Here is a 23883-nt window from a genome sequence, read left to right on the forward strand (position 1 = left end):
TTTTCAGGCAAAACCTTTGCAGTGAGCTGAATTTCGCCTTCAACTTCAACAGTGTTTTCGCCCGAAATTTCAACCGATTTTACGGCAACAGTTTCTTTTTCATCGCCGGTGCTGTCAGCATCACAAGAAAACAGCAGGCCGCTCAGAATAAAAGACAATGATGCCAGTACGGCAAATGCCTTTCCAAACTTTTTCATATGAATCCCCTTTTTTAGATAGTTGGAAGCAAGAAAGCGCTGATTAACATTTTCGCGATTAACCAGCACTTTCCTTCAAATTATTCTCCGATTACGATTACACCGATTGCAGCTTTGTCACCTTTTGAAATTACATCATTTCCTGTCGCAGTAAATGATTGTTCAAAGGTCGTGACAGCAGTTGCTTTTGCAGCAAGTTTTACATCTTTATCGTTCACTTTGAAACATTTCTGACTTCCGCTTGGCAGCGAGCCGATTACGGTAATTGTAGTTCCCGCAGCCGCTTTTACAGTAATTTGAGAAGCAGATTCCATTTTCAAAGTCGGGTATTCTTTTCCATTATATTGAATCGTGAGTGCACCATTCTTTACATCCCCATTAACCTTGCATGAAGTCAATGTTACGCGCGAATCGCTTGAAACAGCCTTTCCGTCAGAAACAAGTGAAACGACAGCAGCGCCGGTCACAGGTGCAGGCTCTGGAGTTCCAGATTCATTTCCATTTCCGTTACCTGATTCACCTTCGTTTCCATTATCTGATTCGCTTTTGCCCTCGCCACTTTCTTTTTCTTCTGTACCAGAACTTGTTCCGCTTCCCTGAATCTTTGTCAGGCTTGTTTTATAAGCGACAACAATTTCCTTGAGTTCTGAAATCACATCGTCGTCCTTGTCGTCCTTTGCATTATTGAAAGTATAAGCAAAATCAGGCTCATGACGGCCGGCAAATTTCATTACATCAGCCTTTGCCTGAAGAGGATTTGAAGGAACACCAGAAAGACCAAGACCAGAAAGCCCCAGTTCAGTGTCGAAGTTAGAATAACTCGTACCGCCAGCCTTAGTCACAACAGAAGCAGGAACGGTCTCAGAGCGTGAATCGACTTCATAAGCGTCAATGTCATCGAGGGCAACACCTGTCGAATAAGTTGTTGTCCATGCAGTTGGAGCGTAAACCTTAATCGACTTGATGTTGATTGAGCCTTCTTTTCCTGCAACGATTGCAAGTGATGTAGATGAATCAGAGCTTACATCAAAGGTGTATGCTGGATAGTTCGCATCAGTAACAGACTGGCTCACACTGCCGACTTTAACTGTTGCAGAAGAAACATTTTTTGAAGCCGATTTTGCAGTAATCACAACCTTGCTTGCATTTGAAGGAACCTTGAGCGTAAATCCTGTTTTTTCATTTGCGAACTGATAATAAGGCTTTGTTGAATCACTTGCGCCTTTATCAGAGGCATCATTTTTCGAGATGAATGAAGGAAGCTCTTCACCATAAGTCCATGAATAAAGAAGCCAGCCATCTTCGGTTTCAGTTCCAATCGTCTCGCTTGCAGTGCCAGAGCCGCCAAGAGCAGTCTTTGTTGCCTCGCCAGAAGCATTGTTTCCGTAGCGGTATTTATTTGTAACAAAATGAACAGTATTAGCCGTGTTGTAGCCGATGAAGTTATTCCATGCCTTGATTATGCCGCCGTCTTCTCCAGAGAAAGTTCCGGCTCCAGTAGCGTCAGTTCCCTGTTTGCTTGACATCATCGGGTCATTTGCATCACGGAAGAAATTTCCTTCAACAAGGGCAGATGCTCCGGTCGTAATGCCGACTCCATATTTTGCATTTCCGTCGTAGTAATTGTTGTAAACATGAACGGCACTTGCATTTCTGATGCGCGGATGTCGTGAATCAGAATGGTCATACCAGTTATGGTGATAAGAAAGATAGTTTGAACCGCCAGATGCATGCTCAGAAGCGTCCAGAAGATTACATTTTCCTGAATCCCAGAAATGATTGTATGAAAGAGTGCTGTAAGTAGATTTTTTCAAGTCCAGAGAACCGTCACCTTTCGCCTGGTCAGCATCACTGCCTTTTCCGCCATATGAAATATCGTTGTTATGAATCCAGAGATAAGAATTGTTCGTATCGATTGAAACGCCGTCATCCATGAAGTTGTAGATTCCGAGGTTAGAAACTTCAACATATTTTGCCTCACGGATAAGGAATCCGAATCCAGAAATTGCCGCATCATGACCGACACCCTCAATCGTAATGCCGCTTGCAGTCGTGCTCTTAATCTGAAGACCTTCAGCACTTGAACCGAGTGAATCCATCTGGTCTTTTGAAATCGTTCCGACAATTCGGATATCAAGAGGAACAGAAAGATTTTTAAGGGAAGTCTCGCTCAAAATATCCTGCAAACCAGTGTATGTCGCAGCCTTTTTGCCACTTGATGAATAAGAAACAGTTTTTGCAGTATCGCCAGTCACATAAATAACGATTGCACCGTCTTTAAGCGTTCCGTCAGCCTTGTAAGCACCCGGTGTGTCAGAGCTTGTAAAAGCAAAACCTGAACGGTCATGATCAACGACCTTCATTGTTGCACTTGAATATGCCGAAGTTGTGCCGCCAGAAACAGCCGCAACCTTGATTGTATGCTCACCAGCAGCAAGACCAAGTGCATCAGCGCGGACAACCTTTGAAAGAGTCTTTTTAGTCCAGCTTACCTGAAGGCTTTCACTCTCTGACTGCTCGTAATAAACATATTCGTTATAATATCTGATAAGGGATTCATCGATTTCTTTATCATCACAGAGGACTTTATACGAAGCACCGTCAACCTGCTCAAAAATAACATATGCACTATTGAGCCAACCTTCACCCTTTACGATGTTGACAGACGCATTTGACACATCTGCCTCCGAAGGCTCATCAAGCTTTGCTTCGTTTTCATTATCATCGCCTTTTGCAGGATTATTGTTATTGTCTTCTTTTCCCTGCTCTTTTTCCTTTTCCTGATTCTGATTTTCAGGAGCCGCAGGCTTGCTTATGTCATTAGAAGAACTGTCCGAATCAGTCGAACAAGACGCAAACACGAATGTCGCAAGGACACCCGCCATAAAGATTTTTTTCAACAGGCTTTTCAAAATTTCCCCCTTTTTGATATAGCGCGTTTTAATATGTCGTCATTGTAACAAGTTCGGAAAAGTACATTCATGGCACAATTTGCACTTTTCCGAACTATTTTCAAAATATAGGATTTTATGCTATCTTTATGCTTGGGAGATTTTTATGGGATTCGACATCACAACGAACAATACAGAGACTGACCCGCAGATTTTGCTGTCTCAGTTTTTCAAGACTTTCGATAATTTTTCTGATGACGAAAAAGCGCGTTTCACCTCGGCATGGGATTTTCTTTGCAAAAAGACCGATGGCATCAAACGAAACTGCGGACTCCCCTACATTCTCCATCCAATGCGTGTTGCCGCAATCCTCGCCGAAGCACAAATGGACATTGACTGCCTCATTTCCGGCCTGCTCCACTCAATTTTTGAAGTTGACGGCATTTCCGAAGCAGAAGTCAAGGCACAGTTCGGAGACACGGTTTTCAAAATCGTAAAAGACACTTCCAAAATCACGGGCATGAAAATCAATGCGACCACAATCGCACAGGCGGATTCAATCCGAAAAATGCTGTTTGCGATGATTGATGATGTCCGCGTCATTCTTGTCAAACTCGCAGACCGTCTCGACCGAATGCGAAACCTCAAATCAATCGAAGAAAAAAAGCAAAGGCTCGTCTCATCCGAAGTCATAGACATCTGGGCACCGCTTGCCGACCGGCTTGGTATGCAGAGCGTCAAATCCGAACTTGAAGATTTGAGCCTCAAATACTCTAACCCCGATGTCTTCCAGCAGATTAAGGCAATTGTCGCACAAAAAAAAGACGAACGGGCCGCTTACCTCGAAAAAGCAGTCAACGCAATCTACAAGTCTTCCGAAAAGCTCGGAATCAAAGTCAGCATCTCAAGCCGCGCAAAGCATTTCTATTCAATCTACAAAAAAATGCAGAAAAGGAATGTTCCTGCATCCTCTCTCTATGATTTGCTCGCACTGCGCATAATCTGCCAGACAAACGCTGAATGTTACACATTGATTGGAATCGTTCACGGTCTATGGAAGCCAATGGACGGCCGTTTTAAAGATTACATTGCCATGCCAAAAGCAAACGGATATCAATCGCTGCACACCACGGTTGTTTGCGAAGGAAAGCCGCTTGAAATCCAAATCAGAACGAGCGAAATGCACAACATGGCAGAACACGGTGTCGCTTCGCACTGGCTCTACAAAAAGGGCATGAATCATGACAAAGTTGATGTCAATTCACTCGGAATCTTCAATCAGCTGCAGAATCTCAAAAACGAAGATTTGAGCAACGAGAATTTCTTTGCAGAGCTCAAGGGCGAACTTTTGGGCGATGAAATTTATGTCTTCACTCCAAAAGGCGATGTAATTCAGCTGCCACAGGGAAGCAATGCAATCGACTTCGCATATCATGTTCACTCAGCAGTTGGCGAAAAAATCGTCGGTGCAAAAGCTGACGGAAAAATCATCCCGATTACAACCCCGCTCAAAAACACTCAGATTATCGAAATCATCACGAATCCGCAGGCTCACCCTACAGAAAATCAGCTCAAGGTCGTAAAAACAAGCAAGGCTCGTCAGCGAATCCATTCATGGCTTCTGTCAAACGACCCGACCTTTGAAGACAAGGCAGCCGCAGAACAGCGTGCACGAGATTTGGACGCTCAAAACGAGAGAAGCCGTGCCATCCAGGAAGAAAAACGCAAAAAACGCTCCGCAAAAGGCACAAATCCCGACTACGCCGAAAAAAGCCTCTACACCGGTAAAATCACCGTCGAAAATACAAAAAATGTCGTCTACACGCTGGCCGGATGCTGCAATCCTCAGCCCGGTGACCCAATCGTAGGCTACATGAACAAAAACAAAGGCCTCAAAGTCCACAAAGCGACCTGCATGACCTTCCAGCGCATTCCGAACATCGAAAACCGAATGATTGAAGTGACCTGGGAAAAAAAGATTTAACAAACCACCGTCTCATACCCATTGACCAACTAGGCAATTCCCGTTAATATAAACCTATCAAGGTACTAGGTATTATATTAAAAGGAAACAGTTATGGCATTGGACGAACAGACAATCTACCGCGAGCATCCGTGCTTCGGGCCGCACAAACACAATAAAGGGCGAATTCATCTGCCGGTCGCACCTGGCTGCAACATCGAATGCCGCTTCTGCGACAGAAAAATTAATGAGAGCGAGAACAGGCCGGGCGTTACAAGCACCGTAATCAAACCCGAAGAAGCCTGTGAATATATCCGCCGCGCACTCGAACGATGCCCGGAGCTTACAGTAGTTGGAATCGCGGGACCGGGCGACACACTTGCCACAAATTACGCGCTTGAAACATTCCGGCTCGTCAAAAAAGAATTTCCTCAGCTTATCCGCTGTATGAGCACCAACGGACTCTTGCTTTCAGAGCGTGCCGAAGAACTGATTGAAGTCGGAATTGACACGCTCACGGTTACAGTCAATGCCGTAGAACCAGAAATCGAAGCTCAGCTCAACAACAGAATTATTTATCACGGAAAGATTTACACAGGAGTTGAGGCAGCAGAAATTCTGATTCACAATCAGCTGGAAGGAATCAGAAAAGTCGCCGATTCAGGAATGCTGATTAAAGTGAACACAGTCCTCTGCCCCGGAATCAACGACAAACATATAGAAGAAATCGCCTACACCGTAAAAGATGCGGGCGCACACATTTACAACATCATTCCGCTGATTCCGCAGAACGAGCTAAAACACCTCGAAGCCCCGACATTCAAGCAGCTCGATGATGCCCGAAAAGCCGCTTACCCGTACATCAATATTTTCACCCACTGTGCGCATTGCCGAGCCGACGCAATCGGAGTGCCGGGCGAGTACGACATCGGAAGCGAAATCTACATGGGGCGTGTGAACACGAAGGAGACCTTCAGCCACGGGTGATTTTCAGCATACGCGCAGCAATGGACATTGCCGGTCAGACATTATATGATAAATCATGCTGTCATTTGAAAGTGATTATATCGAAGGTGCACACCCGCTGATTTTGGATGCACTCATTAAAAGTAATATGGAACAACTTTCCGGTTATGGTGCAGACAAATACACAGAATCGGCAAAGAAAAAACTCGCCGACCTTTGCGGATTGCCGGACTGTCAGATTCAGTTTTTGACTGGAGGAACGCAGACCAATCAGATTGTAATTGATACTATGCTCCGCCAGTTTGAGGGAGTTGTTGCCGCACAAACGGGTCATGTGAGCGTTCATGAAGCCGGCGCAATTGAATACACTGGCAGAAAAGTCCTTACGCTGCCATCACATGACGGAAAGATGAAGGCAGACGAACTAGCTTCTTTCATTTCTGATTTTTATGCTGACGGCAACTGCGAGCATATGGTTTTTCCAGGAATGGTTTACATCTCGCATCCAACTGAATACGGAACGCTTTACTCATTGAAAGAACTTGAAGAACTGAGCGCCGTATGCCAGAAAAACAAGATTCCGCTTTTTATGGACGGTGCACGACTGGCCTATGCCCTTGCAAGTCACAGCACGGATGTAACTTTAAAAGATATCGCCAGACTTTGTGATGTCTTTTATGTTGGCGGAACTAAAGCAGGTGCTCTATGCGGTGAAGCAGTCGTTTTTACGCGAAACAATATGCCACTTCATTTCGAGCATCTTGTAAAAAAACATGGCGCACTTTTGGCAAAAGGCCGACTTCTGGGAATTCAATTCGATACGCTATTCACAGATGATTTGTACCTCAAACTTGGAAAAAATGCCATCGACCGTGCCGAAGAGCTAAAATCGCTGTTTAAAGAAAAAGGATTCCACTTTTACCTGGATTCGCCCACAAACCAGCAATTCATAATCCTCGAAAACGCACAGATTGAAACCCTCAAAGCAAAAGTCAAGTTCAGTTTCTGGGAAAAATACGATGACACCCACTCAGTAGTACGCTTTGCAACCAGCTGGGCAACCACAACAGAAAAAATCGCAATGCTGCGAGAGATTCTTTCGGAATAAAAAACAAAAAGAGAGCCGTAGCTCCCTTTTTTCATTTGTTCTGTTTATATTCAAAAAGAATATAAAAGCATTTTGCGGAGTCAAAAGACTCCTTGTTAGCAGGTTGACCGGATAAATTAATCAGTAATTTCATAATATTGCATCAAACTTTTTATGTCAAATTATTTTTACATATTCTCTTAATCATGATACAATTTTTTTATGAAATATCGATTGGGGCTCGATTTAGGTACAAATTCTATTGGTTGGGCTGTGTATTCTTTGGATAATCAGAATACACCTTTGAATCTTGAAGATATGGGTGTCCGTATTTTTTCAGACGGGCGGGATCCAAAAACGAAAGAACCTCTGGCCGTTGCGCGAAGAATCGCCAGAGGGCAACGAAAAATAATCTATAGAAGAAAACTTCGTCGAAAAGCAACTTTCAGACTTTTACAAGAACAAGGCTTGTTCCCAAAAACAAAAGAAGAAACTCAAAAATTAAAGTCGTTAAATCCTTATGAGCTTCGTATCAAAGCATTAGATGAAAAACTAGAACCATCTGAACTTGCTCGTGTTCTATTTAATCTTTCTGTCCGTAGAGGCTTTAAAAGCAACCGAAAAGATACTGAGAATAACGAGCAAGAAACTTCAAATTCAAAAGAAAAACTATCTCAAAAGGATATGTGCACAGAACTTGCAAATGCAATAAAGGACTCTGGCTGCCGAACTATCGGCGAATTCTTGTGGAAAAATCAGAATCAAAATCATGGTATAAGATTTGTTCCTGGAAGAATGAAATACTATCCTCTTCGACAAATGTATATTGATGAATTCAATGCAATTCACTCAGTTCAAGAACAATTCTTCAAAAATATTAAGTGGGATGAAATCTATAATGCAATTTTCTTTCAACGCCCATTAAAAGCACAAGAAAGAGGCCGTTGTCAATACATTCCAGAAAACGAAAGAACCTTCAAAGCTCTTCCTTGTGCTCAAAAACTTAGAATTCTGCAAGAAGTAAGAAATTTAAATTATCAGAATGCAGAAGGAAAAACTCTTCCGATTTCGAATGTGAGTAAACTTTCTCTTTTTTCCGAATCAGGCGAAGATACTCTCTTAAAACTCTTGGATACAAAAGAAAAAGTTACTTTTGATGCATTCCGAAAAGCACTGGGGCTTAGTCCTGCCTGTACATTTAATCTCGAACGAGGCGGAAGAACTTTCTTGCAGGGAAATACCACAGCTGTAAAAATGAGGAGCAAAAATCGATTTGGTTCTTTGTGGGATACACTTTCGCTTGAGGAACAGGATTTTATCGTTGAAAAATTGATAACGGCAGATGAGGATTCTGAAATTCTTGAGACTCTCGAAAAATACAGTCTTACAGATGAACAAAAAGATTCCATATTAAAATTGCAACTTCAAACTGGTACTACGATGCTTTGTAAAGAAGTTTCCGAAAAACTTGTTCATAAAATGGAATCTGATAGCGCCGATACATACACGGTTGCTGTTGAATCTTTGGGATATAAATATGCTGACCAAACTGTGGAAAAGTGTGATGAATTGCCATATTACGGAAAAGTCCTTGTCGGCTCAACAATGGGCTCTGATCCGTCTGCTGATGAAAGCAAGCCTGAGAAAAAATATGGAAAAATCAGCAACCCCACTGTTCATGTATCTTTGAATCAGACTCGGGTTGTCGTCAACGCTCTTATCAAACAGTACGGAAAGCCCGCTCAGATAGCCCTTGAACTTTCACGAGATTTAAAGGCAAGCCGGGAAGCAAAAGAGGCGATTCAGAAAAAGCAGAACGAAAACAAAAAGCGAAATGAAATCACAAATAAAAACATTCGTGATGCAAATCCAAATATTCCTTATCCCAACCGCAACGACCGCTTAAAGTGGCGCTTGTGGGAAGAACTTGGAGCAGAAGGGCTTCCACGAAAATGTCTTTATTGCGGAAAGAATATATCCGGTGGGGAACTGTTCAGCAAGAACATTGAAATTGAGCATATTCTGCCATACAGCCGAACCTTGCTTGACGCAGAGTCGAATCTGACTGTGGCACATGCAAGCTGCAATGCCTTTAAAAAAGAGCGTTCTCCCTACGAAGCTTTTGGCACAAATCCCAAGGGCTTTAATTGGGAAGAAATTCTTATGCGGGCAAACCAACTGAAAAATCCTGCCAAGCGCAGGCGTTTTGCCGTAGATGCAATGGAGACTTTTGAAAAAGACAGCGGATTTATTGCCCGACAACTGACGGATAATGCCTATCTTTCAAAAATGGCAATGAAATACCTGAAGTCTGTCTGCGACGATATCTGGTCGGTAAACGGCGGAATGACAAAATTGCTTCGTGACAAATGGGAAATTGATTCTATTTTAAAGCGTAAAATAGATGACAGGGAAATTGCCCATTTTGAATTAAAAGAAGAGCAAATCGGTGAATACAAAAAGAACCGCTATGACCACCGCCACCATGCTTTGGATGCTTCTGTAATTGCCTTGATTGACCGTTCGCTTGTAAAGGAAATTTCTACGCTTAATGCTCGCTCACAAAACCACAGAATTGAAGTTCCGCCAATGGCTGTTCCTAGACTGGAATTGCAGGAAAAAGTGAAAAATATTGTTGTAAGCTTTAAGCCTGACCACGGTGCGGAAGGAAAACTTTCAAAAGAGACTTTGCTTGGCAAAATCAAGCGTGAAGAATTGCTGGAAATTTCAAAAATTGAGGAGGCGGACATTCCTCTTATAAAAAGTGATAAAGTCCGTAAGGATTTTGAGGAAAAATTTGCAGAAACAAAGGACATCAAGCAAGTCCGAAAAGAATTTAAGGATGTCTATCCGCAGATAAAAGTTTTCAAAGAATATTTTGTTGTCCGTACAGCGGTAATGAGTTTGAAAGAAAACAACATTGAGGACATTGTTGATAATAAAATTCGAACGAAACTGCAAGAATTTATTGTGCTCCACAAGGGTGAAAAATTTGAAGATGTTTTGGAGCGATTCAGCGAACAGACTAGAATAAAAAAAGTCCGCTGTTTGAATCGTGACCAAAATCCAATTGTTATTAAAGGCTGTGTTCCCCGATACTATGAAACTAAAGATTATTGTGCAGCTATAATTTGGAAAACCCCTCCCAAAAAAGAAGGGGCAAAACCGACTTTTGAAGCACAATATTTCCTTAGGACGGAAATCGATAAAAACAACAAACCAAAAAAAGAAATAATAGAAGCATGGAAAAAGCAACACCATCCAGCTGCAAAACGTTTACCATTTCTTTTACACAAAGATGATTATTTGGAATTCTGCGATGGCGGGAAATGGTATAAGTGTAGAATAGCAGGATTGCAAGCTGCTGCGAATAGATTTGATATACGTCCAATTTTTTCGGTTACCGATTGTAAAGACTGGATAATTGCTACTGAAGAAAACCAACTGGAAGGATATTGGAAGCCGCAAAAAGGTCAGAATTACATCTCCGTCAATGTCCTCTTTGGCGAAAAAGAGGCAAGATTCATCACGGTAAATCCAATCGGCCGTGTATTCAGAAAATAATGGCTAACTCTGTTCAGTATGCCGATATTTAAAATATGCTGAACAGAGTTTTAGAGATTTATGAAGAAAATCGATATCTGTCTCTCAGTCGTGGCTTTATCGTCATACAGCATGGTTCAGAAGAACTGGGGCGTGTTCCTCTTGACGATATAGGCGTACTCTTACTTTCAGCTCAAAGCGTAACATTCTCCAAAAACATATTAAATGCTCTTGCAGAGCGAGGCTGCGTTACCGTCCTCTGTGGCAAAAACTATTCACCGCAAAGTATGGTTCTTCCTGTCTACTCACATTATCTTTTTGCAAAAATCCTGAAAAAACAGATTGATGCTTCTTTACCTCTTAAAAAAAGAATATGGCAGCAGATTGTTATCCAAAAAATTAAGAATCAGGCCTTGAATTTAAAACTTTGTGGCAAGGAAGAAGAATCAAAACGGATTGAAACCATAGCGGCTCTGGTAAAGTCAGGAGACCCCGACAATCGTGAAGCATACGCGGCCAGAATGTACTGGAAATATTTGTTCGGAAAAGATTTTACAAGAGATAAAGAAAAGGAAGGAATAAATTCTTTTTTGAATTATGGCTATGCAATCATGCGCTCCTCTATGGCACGGGCAGTTTGTGCCAGCGGACTTCTTCCTTCCCTTGGTCTTCATCACGACAATCATCTTAATCAGTTTTGTCTTGCGGACGATTTATTTGAGATTTACCGTCCTTTAGTTGACTGTGTAGTATTTCATCTTGGAATAAAAGATGATTCTGAGTTAACTCCCGAATATAAAACTAAACTTACAGAAACACTATGGATAAAGGTTCATACTTCGGAAGGCAATTCCCCTGCATTTCAGAGTATGCAATATCTGACGGCTTCTTATGTTCACGCATTGGAAGATGGAAAACCTGTCATTGATTTGCCTGTATGGGCAGGAGATGAATATGGCAATGCCAGAACTGAATAGGTATGAGCTTATGTGGATGCTTGTTTTATTTGATTTACCTGTGGTTGAGAAGAAAGAGCGCAAAGCAGCAACAGATTTCAGAAATTTTTTGCTCGATCACGGATTTGCAATGGTGCAATATTCAATTTATACTAAGCTTTTTTCCGGTAAGGATGCTTGTGAAAAATATTATCGCCTGATAAAGCAAAACTTGCCGGAAGAAGGTAAAGTTGATATTATCACGATAACGGATAAGCAATATGAAAACATTATCAGTTATTCATCCTGTAAAAAAATCGAAAAAAAAGAGCCTCAACAACTGCTTTTATTCTAGTTTTCCCTCAAAAAAAATACGTCCGATGCACTCTATTTCTTTATATAAAATAGAATTACATCGGATGTATTATAACTGATTAATTTGTCCGGTCAACCTGCAACATATTCATACCGCAAGCGTTACACATTTCAATTATAACTGATTAATTTGTCCGGTCAACCTGCAACCTTTTCAGCCTGCTGGATAACGGCATTCGAATTATAACTGATTAATTTGTCCGGTCAACCTGCAACGCTTTTGAGCCTCAAAGGCTTATTCCTTTGATTATAACTGATTAATTTGTCCGGTCAACCTGCAACGCCTTTGTTTTAGTATGGCTTGCTGTAATAATTATAACTGATTAATTTGTCCGGTCAACCTGCAACGACTGGAGTCATAATATTGAAGTAGATTTTTATTATAACTGATTAATTTGTCCGGTCAACCTGCAACATACAGATTCTCTTTATACAATATTTGTGAATTATAACTGATTAATTTGTCCGGTCAACCTGCAACCACTTTTAATTGTCCAAATCGTAACAATGAATTATAACTGATTAATTTGTCCGGTCAACCTGCAACCTTGCGAGCGTTGCTTCAAGAATCGGAAGCATTATAACTGATTAATTTGTCCGGTCAACCTGCAACAAAGGCTACTACAAGGGGGTTGTAGACGCTATTATAACTGATTAATTTGTCCGGTCAACCTGCAACCCGCCGTGGCCGTTGGGCGTTCCGAATTAAATTATAACTGATTAATTTGTCCGGTCAACCTGCAACTTTTTTGACTATTGGTTACTAGATGAACGGATTATAACTGATTAATTTGTCCGGTCAACCTGCAACAATGGTAACGACCTTTGTCGGGCTTTTGCTATTATAACTGATTAATTTGTCCGGTCAACCTGCAACGTAGGAATCGGCACTAACTCACTGTTGATTATTATAACTGATTAATTTGTCCGGTCAACCTGCAACATCTATTTGGGAGATGAGAACGGCACCGTAATTATAACTGATTAATTTGTCCGGTCAACCTGCAACAATTTTTTTTATCGGGTATAACAAAGACTGATTATAACTGATTAATTTGTCCGGTCAACCTGCAACCGGGAATGTAATATTATTGTCCAACATTGTATTATAACTGATTAATTTGTCCGGTCAACCTGCAACGGCAAACATCACACAGAATACACATTATTTATTATAACTGATTAATTTGTCCGGTCAACCTGCAACCTTCACGTTGATGAGGGGGAACGGCTTTGAATTATAACTGATTAATTTGTCCGGTCAACCTGCAACATTTCTGGTTCTGATGTCTCAAAGCGTATTATTATAACTGATTAATTTGTCCGGTCAACCTGCAACATAGCGGTCGGTGGTCAGTGGGCAAAAAGAATTATAACTGATTAATTTGTCCGGTCAACCTGCAACGATTTGTCAACTCTTGAAGCAGATGCGGCAATTATAACTGATTAATTTGTCCGGTCAACCTGCAACAAAGTTGCAACGTTTACTCCAAATATGATTATTATAACTGATTAATTTGTCCGGTCAACCTGCAACTCGCCGCGGTCGTTGGGCCTTTCGCATAAATTATAACTGATTAATTTGTCCGGTCAACCTGCAACGGAATCAAGGTAAAGACGGCACTGCTTGGCATTATAACTGTTTTATTTATTCAAATTTCCCCATTCCCGAAGTCTTTCCAACAGACTTGGTAGATTTCTGACTGCTTGCGCTTTCTCGCTCTTTCAAAGGTTTTTTTAACCACCAATTGACTAGTATAATAATATAGTATAAATTTAAATCATAGGAACACCAAAGCAAGGTGGGCTGTCTCCTAATCTTAACGAATGGGAGACTCGTGCAGATATGACGAATTACGAAAAAGCGATGCTTGTCATTTCGATTGTAACTTTGCTTATAGAAGCACTCGCTCTCTTCAAGTAATCTTGTAAGAAGCAAAAAATATAGCCTACCCCAGTGGTCAAGACTGAGTAGGCTATTCAATCAGCTGAAAGGAGACAGCCACACTGCGACGGTGTTCCTTTCTTGTTTTAATATAGCATATTTCGAGCAAAAGTCAAGGCAATCGTATTATAACTTTCACTCACTTTCTGTCACACCATCTTACCCATCTCCACTTTTCCTGCTACAATATCCTCATGAATTCATATTGCACTGAATGTGGTAGGCTTCTTGTCGAAAAGGAGCTTGAGGGCGAAGGGATTGTTCCTTATTGCGAAAAATGTGGTCAGTATCGGTTTCCGCTTTATAATGTGGCTGTCAGCATGATTGTGATTGACGAGTCAACTGGAAAGATTCTTCTGATTCAGCAGTACGGAAGGCCTGTTTATATTCTTGTTGCGGGATATGTGAACCGTGGCGAGAGGATTGAAGATGCCGCCGTTCGTGAAATCAAGGAAGAGACTGGCATGACCGCACGCAAGGTTCATTTCAACCGAACGAATTTCTTTGAAAAATCAAACACGCTTATGTGCAATTTTACGGCTTTCGTAAAAGATGCAAGCGAACTGAACCCGAACAAGGAAATCGATTCTTTCAAATGGTTCACTCCTGATGAAGCGCGAAAGAATATTCTTCCAGACAGCCTTGCTTCCAGATTTTTGAACGCTTATCTTGATGAGCAGAATGATTCCTAAAAATCTAAACAATTCACTTTCGCCCACCAGAATACTATGTTATACTGATGGGAGAGGTGAATCATGAACGAAATCTACGAATTTATCAAAAAATGCGGAACTTATTTTCTTGCAACAGTTGAGGACGGTCAGCCACGAAACCGCCCTTTTGGTACGGTAAATATATTTGACGGCAAGCTCTACATCCAGACCGGAAAGAGCAAGTCTGTTTCAAAGCAAATTCAGAAGAATCCAAAAGTCGAACTCTGCTGTTTTGACGGCTCCACAGGCCAGTGGCTCCGGCTTTCAGGAGAACTTGTGCGCGATGACAGGCGCGAAGCCAAGGCCGATATGCTTGAGCACTACCCTGATTTAAAGAGAATGTACTCTGCCGATGACGACAACACTGAAGTCCTCTACTTCAAAAACGCAAAGGCAACAATTTCAAGTTTTACGGCTGCTCCAAAAACAATCGAATTCTAATCTCTCAAAGCAGGCGGTCTTCATTTCTATAGACCGCCCCTTTTTTCCCCTTTCCATTCCATTTTCATATTATTTTAGCAATTAGCTGTGCTGTTTCTACCATAAACCTATTGATTAAATAGGTTAAATCCTTTACGATATATTTACCTACTACAACAATAGGTTTTACAAGGGTACTAAATGAAATATAAAGTTGCGGTCGCTACAAGCGATGGAAAAACAGTTGACTCTCACTTCGGTCATGCACAGAGCTTTTTAATTTATGAAGTTGATGAAGAAAGCGGTGCATTCGAAGACATTGAAGAGCGTGATGTTACGTCTGCCTGCTCAGGCGGTGAATGTGGCGGAAAACCGGCTGAATCGGCGGAGGCAGAAACTGCGGGCTGCGGCGGTCACAACGGAGCAGGAACAGGCTCATCTCCTATGGACGAAATTGCGAAAGCCCTGAGCGATGTGGATTATGTTCTCGTCGCAAGAATCGGGCCACACGCAATCCGTGCACTGGCGAAATACAATGTAACCGCCTACGACATCGTTCTCCCGATAGACGAGGCAATTGCAAAAATCAATGATTTCAGAAGAAAAATAAAAGAAAGAAAACAAAATTATAAAACTAACTAGACGCGGATGAACGCTGATAAACGCTGATAAAAAAATCCGCGTCCATCTGTGTGTATCTGCGTCAAATAAGAGGTATTGAGTATGGCGAAAATTCTTGATCAGCCGCGTTACAAGTGTGCGCTGGCTGCTATGCAGACTGTTCAGTCGATTCCGGGGGCAATTCCGGTTCTTCATTCGGGACCGGGATGTGCTTCAAAACTGAACGACAACAACGGAACCAGCGGACGATACAGCCCGAACATCTTCCCTTGTACTTCGATTTCGGAGAAGGAAGTTGTATTCGGTGGTGCTGAAAAATTGCGCTCAACGATTCACAATGCGCTGCGTGTCATTGACGCTGACTTGTTCGTGGTGCTTTCTGGATGTACGGGTGAGATTATCGGAGACGACATCAAGGAAGTTGCTCAGGAATTTGAGGACGAAGAAAAGCCTGTAATCTGGGCAAAGACTCCTGGCTTCAAGGGTAACAACTACGTCGGCCATGACTGGATTTTGAAGTCAATCTTCGAGCAGTACCTTAACCGTCCGGAAATCCGCGATGAGCGTGAAGAAGCCGGCGGAACAATAAAAGGTCTGGTCAACATTTTCGCAGGCCCGCCTCAGCAGGATCCTTACTGGCTCGGAAACTTGCGTGAAATTGAGAGCCTGATTTCTGCAATCGGACTCAAGCCGAACACAATCTTTGGCTTTGGCCGTGGAATCGAGAATATCAAGAATGCAGCACGCGCACAGTTCACAATTTTGATTTCGCCGTGGGTTGGTTTGGAAAGCGCAAAATATCTTGAGACAAAATTCAAGGTTCCGCTTTTGCATTATCCAATCCTGCCGATTGGAGCGAGCGAGACAACGAAATTCCTTCGGGCTGTGCAGGAGTTCACCGGAGCGGACAAAGATCTGGTTGAAAAGGTAATCACCGAAAAAGAAGCTGAATTCTACTATTATATCGAGCGATTTGCGGATACTTTGCTTGAAACCCGAATCCTGGGCAAGCGTTTTACGGTTGCAAGCGACAGCCAGTACACCATGGCAGTCACAAAATTCCTTGTAAACGACATGGGCTTATTCCCGGAGAAAGTCTTTATCACTGACGATGCGCCGGAAGCTTTCCGCACACAGATTGCCAATGAGATTTCAAACCTCAACTACGGAATTCAGGCAGAAGTTCAGTTTACGACAGACGGACACGACATTCACGAGCAGATTAAAAAGACTGACTTTGCGGGCACTCCGCTGATTATCGGTTCCAACTGGGAGAAAAAGCTTGCCGCTGAAATCGGTGCGCATTATGTGAACGTAAGCTATCCGATGCTTGAAAAGCTCGTAATCAACGACCACATCGCAGGCTACTCAGGCGGACTTCATCTGCTTGAGCAGATCTTCTCAGCTGCAATGAGCAAATTGAAACTTTAGGAGATAACCATGCCATATAACTTTAAAAACGCAAATCTCGCCGTTCGTGAAAACCGACTCGGCTCAATTACAGGTTTTGTGGGCAACCTTGAAACGCTCGTCTACCGCTCAGAATGCGGCTCACTCAAAAACCGCGAGCGATGCTTCTCACAGTCAAGCTCATGTCTTTCGGGCTGTGCCTTGAACGCCCTTGCCGCAATCAGAAACGTGGCCGTTGTTTACCACGCACCGGCAGGCTGTACCGCAATGGCCTCAAACGACAACGTAAAATTCGGCCAGATTGCAGCCAGAATCAACAAAACCACAAATTCGGTCTTTGTCTGCACGGACTTGAACGAAAAGGACACGGTTTTCGGTGCGATGAACGACCTTCGAAAAATCGTCGAGCACACTTACAACACATACAAGCCGGACGCAATTTTCATCTCGACTTCATGCGTTTCTGGCGTTATCGGTGAGGACGTTGACGGCTTGGCCGACGAAATCAACGAGGAACTTCCGATTCCTGTGATTCCGGTTCACTGCGAAGGCTTTAAGAGCCGAATCTGGGCAAGTGGTTTTGATATTTCCGACCACGCCGTTTTGCAGGGAATCGTAAAACCGCCGAAAGAAAAACGTAGAATCATCAACATCAAGAACTTCTACGAGAGCGCACGCCCTCAGATTACAAAGATTTTCAACGAAGTTTTTGACGCTGAGCCGCAGTTTCTTTACTGTAACTCGACAATCGAAGAGCTTAGTCATTTGAGCGAGGCTCTGGCAACGGTCTGTATCTGCGGTACTCTGGGAACTTATCTTGGAAACGCTTTGGAAGAAACTTACGGCGTTCCTTACGTGCGGACAATCAACCATTCTGGAGTCACAGGCTTTGAAACATGGCTCCGTGGAATCGGGGATGCGATTGGCCGCCGCGAGCAGGTTGAAGCCTACATCAAAAAACAGCGCGAAATTTACATTCCGCAGATTGAAGAAGCAATCAAGCCGCTTCGTGGTCTTCGGGCTGTAATCGGAATGGGACCAGGCTTTACTTACGAGATTGCCCGCGTTTTGCAGGAATTCGGCATGACAATCGATTACGCCCTTGCATGGCACTATGATTACAAGTACGACAACGGCCAAGTTCCGCCGGCACTGGAGCATCTGCTCAAAAACAGCCCTAAGGACATGAAGGTTGCCGTCGCCGACCAGCAGAACTACGAGGTTTTGAACATCCTCAACCGCTACAAGCCTGACGTGTACTTTAGCCGACACCCGGGAACTACTGTCTGGGCAATCAAGCAGGGCTATGCCGCAGTCTTCGTTGCCGACGAGTACACTGTCTTTGGTTACGAAGGAACTTTGAGCTTTGCAAAACTGATTCGCGACACCGTTACAAACCGCTCGTTCGAGAAAAACCTTGCCGCCCGAATCAAGCTTCCATACACAAAATGGTGGTACGAGCAGAGCAACGAAAAGTTCATCAACGCGGAGAGCAAGAGGTAGTGAGCAGGTAGCAGTGAGCAGTTTTCAGTGGACGTTACCCGCCTTTGACGGGTCGGGCTTTTCGTGAGCACTCTCGTTGTCGTGCTCATTTGGGTTCCGCTATCGCTCTATTGCTCACTGCGTTTCGCAACGGCTATCGCCGCCACTACAATCCCTAACGCTTGGCTATTTTGCTAATTTTTCGTAAAGCTTAAATAATTCTCCGACTATTTCCGATTCTGTGATGTCAGGGGGAAATCCGTAGGCCGCTATTACAGCCTTGTCGTTGGCTTGGTGGGCTTTTCGCAATTCTTGGGGCATGAAAGTCTCATCGTATAAATCTGCGAGCGTACTGTCGGGGAAGTTTGCGCGGGTATCCAAAATTGCCTGTGCGGTTTGTTCGATTTTTGCTTTCTGCTCGGCTGTTGGATTGCACCAAACAAAATTGTTGTAGACAATATCATTTGAGTAACGATAATCGCTTTTCAATCTTCCGCAAACTACACGCATCCATGCGTTATGAATAGAACTTGTAAGTATACCAAATTCATATAAACTTGCATTTGGAACAATTTGTACAGCATCACTTGCAATTATATCGGATGAAACATACCCTATTGGAATATAACTACGTTTTTCTGACGAGACTCGAGGAATCAAGAGATAATTTCCACTTTCGGGCTGACGGTTCTCGGTAAACAGATATGGATATGCGGCCCAATTCTGAGTTGATTCTTTGGAACTTGAAAGCCGCATTTCTTTTACAGCGGCTACTCTTTGTGCTACAAGTGACATTTTGCGTAATTCGGCAGGACTTGCATTTACGAGCCATAGGCAATATCGTTTTTTCCCATTTATGAATTCTTCTGCTCCTAAAAACTCTCGGATAAATTTTTTTGCAGCAGGTTCCTTTTTTATGAATTCGTCGTATTCTTCCGCTTCAATTATAAGATTGCCACCATCTGTAGGCTGGCTTCCTTTGTTAATTTTAGAAACTTTGCAAAGCGGATTCTTTCTTTTTTCAACAAAAACATTCGGTGCATCAATTAAGTAAGGAGAGATATTACTTGCTATAGTCTTATTTCCATTCTCATCGAAGATAATTTTTTCCTTTTGATTGCTGTTTTTGTCACTGAATCCAAGAATTACACAATGAACATGAGCTTTTTGAGAGCTTTCAGAATCCCAAACAAATGTTTTATATGCAAAATCAAATTGAATATTGTTTTCCTCAAAAAGTGGCTTCCATACTTCTGCGACTTGCTCACCTTGAATAATCGAGTTTGTAGAAACAAAAGCGCATTTTGTCTGACTTCCATGAATAAGTCTGCTTGCTTTAATATACCACCCGACAACATAATCGATATTTTTCCCAATGTTTTTTACAACAAGTGCCAAGTCTTTCTTTTGCTGTTCAGATTGGAATGCATATCCAACAAAAGGGGGATTCCCGATGATGTAATCATAAACAATAGGCTTTGAAATTGATTTTGTATGGTCTATTTTGAACTCGACTTCTTTTGCAACTACATTAAGTTCTTTAAAATACTTCTGTGATAAGGCAGATTCTTCAATTTCTGAATCATGGATTTCAATCGTTGCCCCAGATAAATCTTTGTAAATGTTGAGCTTTTCGGCATAAAGAGCGTTAAGTTTCTGATTCTGCGAAAGTGTCGCCCAGTCAAGCTGCAGTGCGTTTCCTTCAATGATATTAGCACCTGTTTTGAGTGGTAGAAAATCAATTGTCTGACTCAAAATTGCCTCGGTTTCTGCAACCATCTGGCTTTCCGCAATCCACAAGGCGGTTTTTGCGACTGTTACGGCAAAATCGTTTATTTCAATTCCATAGAACTGGTTGATGTGAACTTTGATAAATTCATCGAATCCTAATTTTTTGTGGCCTTCGTTAAGGATTGAAAGAACTTTGTTTTCAAGCCGTCGGAGCGAAAGATATGTTTCTGTCAAAAAGTTTCCGGAGCCACATGCTGGGTCAAGAAATTTGAGTGAGCCGAGTTTTTCTTGAAAATCATAAAGTTTATCGATTTTTTGCTTGGCCGCTTTTGTCGCGCAAATCTGTTCAAACTCAGAATTTAACTCGTCCATAAAGAGCGGGTCGATTACCTTGTGAATGTTCTGAATCGAAGTGTAGTGCATTCCGCCCTTTCGGCGTGTGTCTGGATTCAATGTACTTTCAAAAACTGCACCAAAAATTGTTGGGGAAATCTCTGACCAGTTGAACGGAGCGCAGTGATTTACGATAACATCGACAATCTCTTGTGTGAAATTTGGAATTTCAATCTTTTCATCTCGGAATAATCCGCCGTTCACATAGGGGAAAGGCTTTAGTTTGAGGTCGTATTTGTCTCGGTCTGAAAGTTTTGTATCGAGACTCTTGAAAAGCTTGATGATTCCGTCACGCAGATTTTCAATGGCAAATGATTTTATATAATCTTCAAAAGAACTTTTGGTTTCAAAAAGCCCCGCATCTTCGGCATAAAGGCAAAAAACGATTCTGACGCAGAGAATGTTGAGTGAACGAAGACTGTTTTCTTCTGGTTCAATGTACTCTTTGTATAAAGCATCGTAAAGTTTTCCTACAAGTTCTCCAGCTTTTAAAGAAATTTCTTCTTCACGACGGATATTCTCGTTTTTTGTGTCCGAAAGAAATTGCAGACGATAAAAATCTTTTTCCAAGTCTTTCAAGAAAATCTGCTCTGGCTCGCCGCTTGGATTTTCCATGTCATACACAAGAAATTCATCAAAATTGCAAGTAACAATCCACTTTGGATGCTGGCTCAAAGGCAAGTCTGCAACATATTTTTTTGCCTGTTGGTATGGAGTGAGAAAAGATCCATCGCTCTGCTTGATAGGTTCACGCAAGTCCTTGTGGCTTGACTTTTGCTCAATCATAACTCGGGTGGAAGGAATATAGGCATCGATAAAATTCGTGATTGTTTTGTTCTGAATCTTGTCTTTTACCTGCTCTTCAAAGAAGATGAAATTCGCAATGTCTGCCACACCGAACACGCAAGTCAGAAGGTCAATCCAAAATTTCTGGGATTCGCCTTTTTCGTAGCCGTGTCCAAGCCAGTTTTCCGCGAACTTTTTAGCATTCTTTGTTTGTTCTGCCCTTGTCATACTTTGATTATATCAGACAATGGGAACTTTGTATAAGGAAATGTTTTTATCCTATTTATCTATTGACTTAGTAGGTAATAATCGCTATTATATACCTACCTTACAACTAGGTATTAAAAGAGGTACGAATGCTTAATTTAAAAAATGTTCTATATCGTGCTTTACCTGTACTTGGCGTGCTTTTTGCACTTTTGGTGCAGAGTGTTTTTCCTGATAGTCCGCTTCACCCGGCTTCAACGAAACATTATTACAACTTTCTTCTATATATATTGCTTTCGGTCACGGTTGTGTTGTTTGCGCTTTCTTTTTTCATCAAAAGGATTCATGACTCGCTTTCTGAAAAGGGAGCTTTTTTCGCTGGAAGCGGCATTCTGATTGCGATTTTGAATCTTGTGACCGCAAAATTGGCCTTGCTTCCGGTGATTTTCTTTCCGAGCTATGACAACATTCTGGCGGTATTCGTAGAACAAACTTCCCTGCTTTTGAAGTGCATTGGCTTTTCGTTCAGACTTTTGATTCTGGGCGTAATTTGGGGCGTAATTACAGGATTTATCACGGGCGTTTTTCTTGGCTTTTCAAAAAAGGTCTACTACTGGATTAATCCGTACATAAAGCTGATTGGTCCGATTCCTGCTACGGCATGGATTCCGCTCGTGCTGACCACTTTTCCGACGCCACTTGGGGCAAGCATTTTCATCATCGCGCTTGCGGTTTGGTTCCCGGTTCAGCTGATGACAAGCTCCGGAATACAGAATACAAGCAAGGTTTATTTTGAAGTGAGCAAGACGCTTGGAGCGGGAACCTTTTATCAGGTGTTCAAAGTCGCAGTTCCGGCCGCCCTTCCGAACATCTTTCAGGGCGTTTTCAACGGAATCTGTGCGGCATTCATCGCGCTCATGACGGCAGAAATGTTCGGTGCAAAATACGGAATCGGCTGGTACATAAGCTATCAGAAAGCGATGATGCTCTATTCAGGTGTCTACGCCGGTCTGATTATGATTGCGGTCTTCTGTACAGTAATCATCACCGCCCTATTCAAAGTGCGAACCCGCCTATTAAGCTGGCAGAAAGGACTTATCAAATGGTAAAAATACAAAAAAAACGGAGGTAAAAATGAAAAAAGTTTTTACAGCAATTGTCTTTGCAGCTATCGTATTTACTGGCTGTGAAAAGAAATCGTCGTCTCAGAAGGTCGTACGAATCAACTTCCAAACAGGCACTCTCTGTGCGGCTCCTGTTCATGTCGCAATGAAAATGGGGCTTTTTGATGAGGAACTTGCCGCAATCGGGCAGAAAGCGGAATATGTTCAGGTCGTTGAAGGCGGAGCAACTCTTGCAGAAATGATTGCTTCGGGCAAAGTCGATGCAGGATATGGCTTGTATGCGACCCAGCTTCAGGCAATGGAAAACGGTCTTCCAATCTCCTACACTTCGGGAATTCATGTCGGCTGTACGAAATATTATGTCCGTGCAGACTCAAACATTTATTCTGCAAAAGACTTGCGCGGAAAGAAAATCGGTGTTCCAGGCCTTGCTGATTCGAGCGTCATGAACCTCAAACGAAAACTCATGGATGAAGGAATCGGAGTTACTGCTGATAACAACGAAGTCGAATTTCTGGCTTATGCTTCATCTGACCTTGCAATCGCTTTGAATAACGGTGCGGTTGATGTAATCGGTGCGCACGATCCAGTCGCAACAAAAGGCGAACGAGCTTACAAATTCCGAAAAATTCTTGATACGGGAATTGATGAAAAATTCGTAAACGAGTATTGCTGCCAGCAGTTCGTAACGCACAAACTCTTAAAGGAAAATCCCGAAGGAGCAGCCGCTGTAACACGGGCTTTGCAGAAAGCAAGTGCCTTTGTCGAAGCAGAACCAAGAATTGCGGCACAGCTTCAGATTGAAAACAATCTCGTTGCTGGAGACCTGGATTTCAATGCAGAACTTCTCGACGAGCTAAACTTCATCCCAAGCCGCTCATTGGGCAAAAAGACCTTTGATTCTGCGGCGCGACAGCTTCAGGAAGCAGGAATCCTTAAAAAGACAACGGACATCGAAAAGTTTATTGCACAAGGATATATCGAGCTTTTTGGAGTTCCAGACGGCTATTCGTATGATTCAGCAACACAAACTTATAAAGAGATCAACGGAACAAGAACTAGTTTCAATTTAAAAAAATATCGGAGAAAATAAA

16 protein-coding genes and 1 CRISPR repeat array are annotated in these 23883 nt (G+C 42.5%); of the genes, 13 read left to right on the forward strand and 3 right to left on the reverse strand.

Annotated elements, in window-relative coordinates:
* Nucleotides 1-197: hypothetical protein (locus Q0Q74_RS06150; protein ID WP_294429407.1), on the reverse strand; the 197-nt coding region annotated here is incomplete at its 3' end.
* Nucleotides 198-277: 80 nt separating this feature from the next.
* Entirely contained in the window at nt 278-3109 is a 2832-nt protein-coding gene (locus tag Q0Q74_RS06155; protein ID WP_294429408.1) for a right-handed parallel beta-helix repeat-containing protein, read from the reverse strand.
* A gap of 145 nt (nt 3110-3254) precedes the next feature.
* Here Q0Q74_RS06155 and Q0Q74_RS06160 point away from each other — a divergent pair, with 145 nt between their 5' ends.
* From Q0Q74_RS06160 to Q0Q74_RS06210, 11 genes are all read left to right on the forward strand, one after another.
* Nucleotides 3255-5072 carry a RelA/SpoT family protein gene (locus Q0Q74_RS06160; protein ID WP_294429409.1) on the forward strand — a complete coding sequence of 606 codons (1818 nt, stop codon included), beginning with the start codon at nt 3255-3257 and terminating at the stop codon, nt 5070-5072.
* Between the two features lie 93 nt (nt 5073-5165).
* Nucleotides 5166-6038 carry a radical SAM protein gene (locus Q0Q74_RS06165; protein ID WP_294429410.1) on the forward strand — a complete coding sequence of 291 codons (873 nt, stop codon included), beginning with the start codon at nt 5166-5168 and terminating at the stop codon, nt 6036-6038.
* 55 nt (nt 6039-6093) lie between these two features.
* Complete coding sequence (locus tag Q0Q74_RS06170) at nt 6094-7125, forward strand: aminotransferase class I/II-fold pyridoxal phosphate-dependent enzyme (RefSeq protein ID WP_294429411.1); 1032 nt, start codon at nt 6094-6096, stop codon at nt 7123-7125.
* Between the two features lie 201 nt (nt 7126-7326).
* A complete protein-coding gene (cas9, locus tag Q0Q74_RS06175; RefSeq protein WP_294429415.1) occupies nt 7327-10668 on the forward strand; it encodes a type II CRISPR RNA-guided endonuclease Cas9 in 3342 nt (1113 codons plus the stop codon).
* Between the two features lie 35 nt (nt 10669-10703).
* Complete coding sequence (cas1, locus tag Q0Q74_RS06180; protein WP_294429416.1) at nt 10704-11624, forward strand: type II CRISPR-associated endonuclease Cas1; 921 nt, start codon at nt 10704-10706, stop codon at nt 11622-11624.
* Nucleotides 11602-11937 (forward strand): CRISPR-associated endonuclease Cas2, encoded by a 336-nt coding sequence (cas2, locus tag Q0Q74_RS06185; RefSeq protein WP_294429417.1) that lies wholly within the window; start codon nt 11602-11604, stop codon nt 11935-11937. Before cas1 ends, cas2 begins: the two co-directional genes overlap by 23 nt.
* A gap of 68 nt (nt 11938-12005) precedes the next feature.
* Nucleotides 12006-13559: a CRISPR direct-repeat array (repeat unit 36 nt; unit sequence ATTATAACTGATTAATTTGTCCGGTCAACCTGCAAC).
* Between the two features lie 537 nt (nt 13560-14096).
* Nucleotides 14097-14594 carry an NUDIX domain-containing protein gene (locus Q0Q74_RS06190; protein ID WP_294429418.1) on the forward strand — a complete coding sequence of 166 codons (498 nt, stop codon included), beginning with the start codon at nt 14097-14099 and terminating at the stop codon, nt 14592-14594.
* A 63-nt stretch (nt 14595-14657) separates the two neighbouring features.
* Nucleotides 14658-15056: a pyridoxamine 5'-phosphate oxidase family protein gene (locus Q0Q74_RS06195; RefSeq protein ID WP_294429420.1), complete on the forward strand. Its 399-nt coding sequence runs from the start codon at nt 14658-14660 to the stop codon at nt 15054-15056.
* A 180-nt stretch (nt 15057-15236) separates the two neighbouring features.
* Nucleotides 15237-15677: a NifB/NifX family molybdenum-iron cluster-binding protein gene (locus Q0Q74_RS06200; RefSeq protein WP_294429421.1), complete on the forward strand. Its 441-nt coding sequence runs from the start codon at nt 15237-15239 to the stop codon at nt 15675-15677.
* Nucleotides 15678-15758: 81 nt separating this feature from the next.
* A complete protein-coding gene (locus tag Q0Q74_RS06205) occupies nt 15759-17087 on the forward strand; it encodes a nitrogenase component 1 (protein WP_294429422.1) in 1329 nt (442 codons plus the stop codon).
* A gap of 9 nt (nt 17088-17096) precedes the next feature.
* Complete coding sequence (locus Q0Q74_RS06210; RefSeq protein ID WP_294429423.1) at nt 17097-18569, forward strand: nitrogenase component 1; 1473 nt, start codon at nt 17097-17099, stop codon at nt 18567-18569.
* 165 nt (nt 18570-18734) lie between these two features.
* Here Q0Q74_RS06210 and Q0Q74_RS06215 read toward each other — a convergent pair whose 3' ends face one another.
* Nucleotides 18735-21686, reverse strand: a complete 2952-nt coding sequence (locus tag Q0Q74_RS06215) for a DNA methyltransferase (RefSeq protein ID WP_294429424.1) — start codon at nt 21684-21686, stop codon at nt 18735-18737.
* Nucleotides 21687-21814: 128 nt separating this feature from the next.
* Here Q0Q74_RS06215 and Q0Q74_RS06220 point away from each other — a divergent pair, with 128 nt between their 5' ends.
* Together Q0Q74_RS06220 and Q0Q74_RS06225 are read left to right on the forward strand one after the other, a co-directional pair.
* Complete coding sequence (locus Q0Q74_RS06220) at nt 21815-22774, forward strand: ABC transporter permease (protein WP_294429425.1); 960 nt, start codon at nt 21815-21817, stop codon at nt 22772-22774.
* A 25-nt stretch (nt 22775-22799) separates the two neighbouring features.
* Complete coding sequence (locus Q0Q74_RS06225; RefSeq protein WP_294429427.1) at nt 22800-23882, forward strand: ABC transporter substrate-binding protein; 1083 nt, start codon at nt 22800-22802, stop codon at nt 23880-23882.
* Nucleotide 23883: the final 1 nt, after the last annotated feature.

The organism is uncultured Treponema sp. (assembly GCF_946187725.1).
Lineage (GTDB): Bacteria > Spirochaetota > Spirochaetia > Treponematales > Treponemataceae > Treponema_D.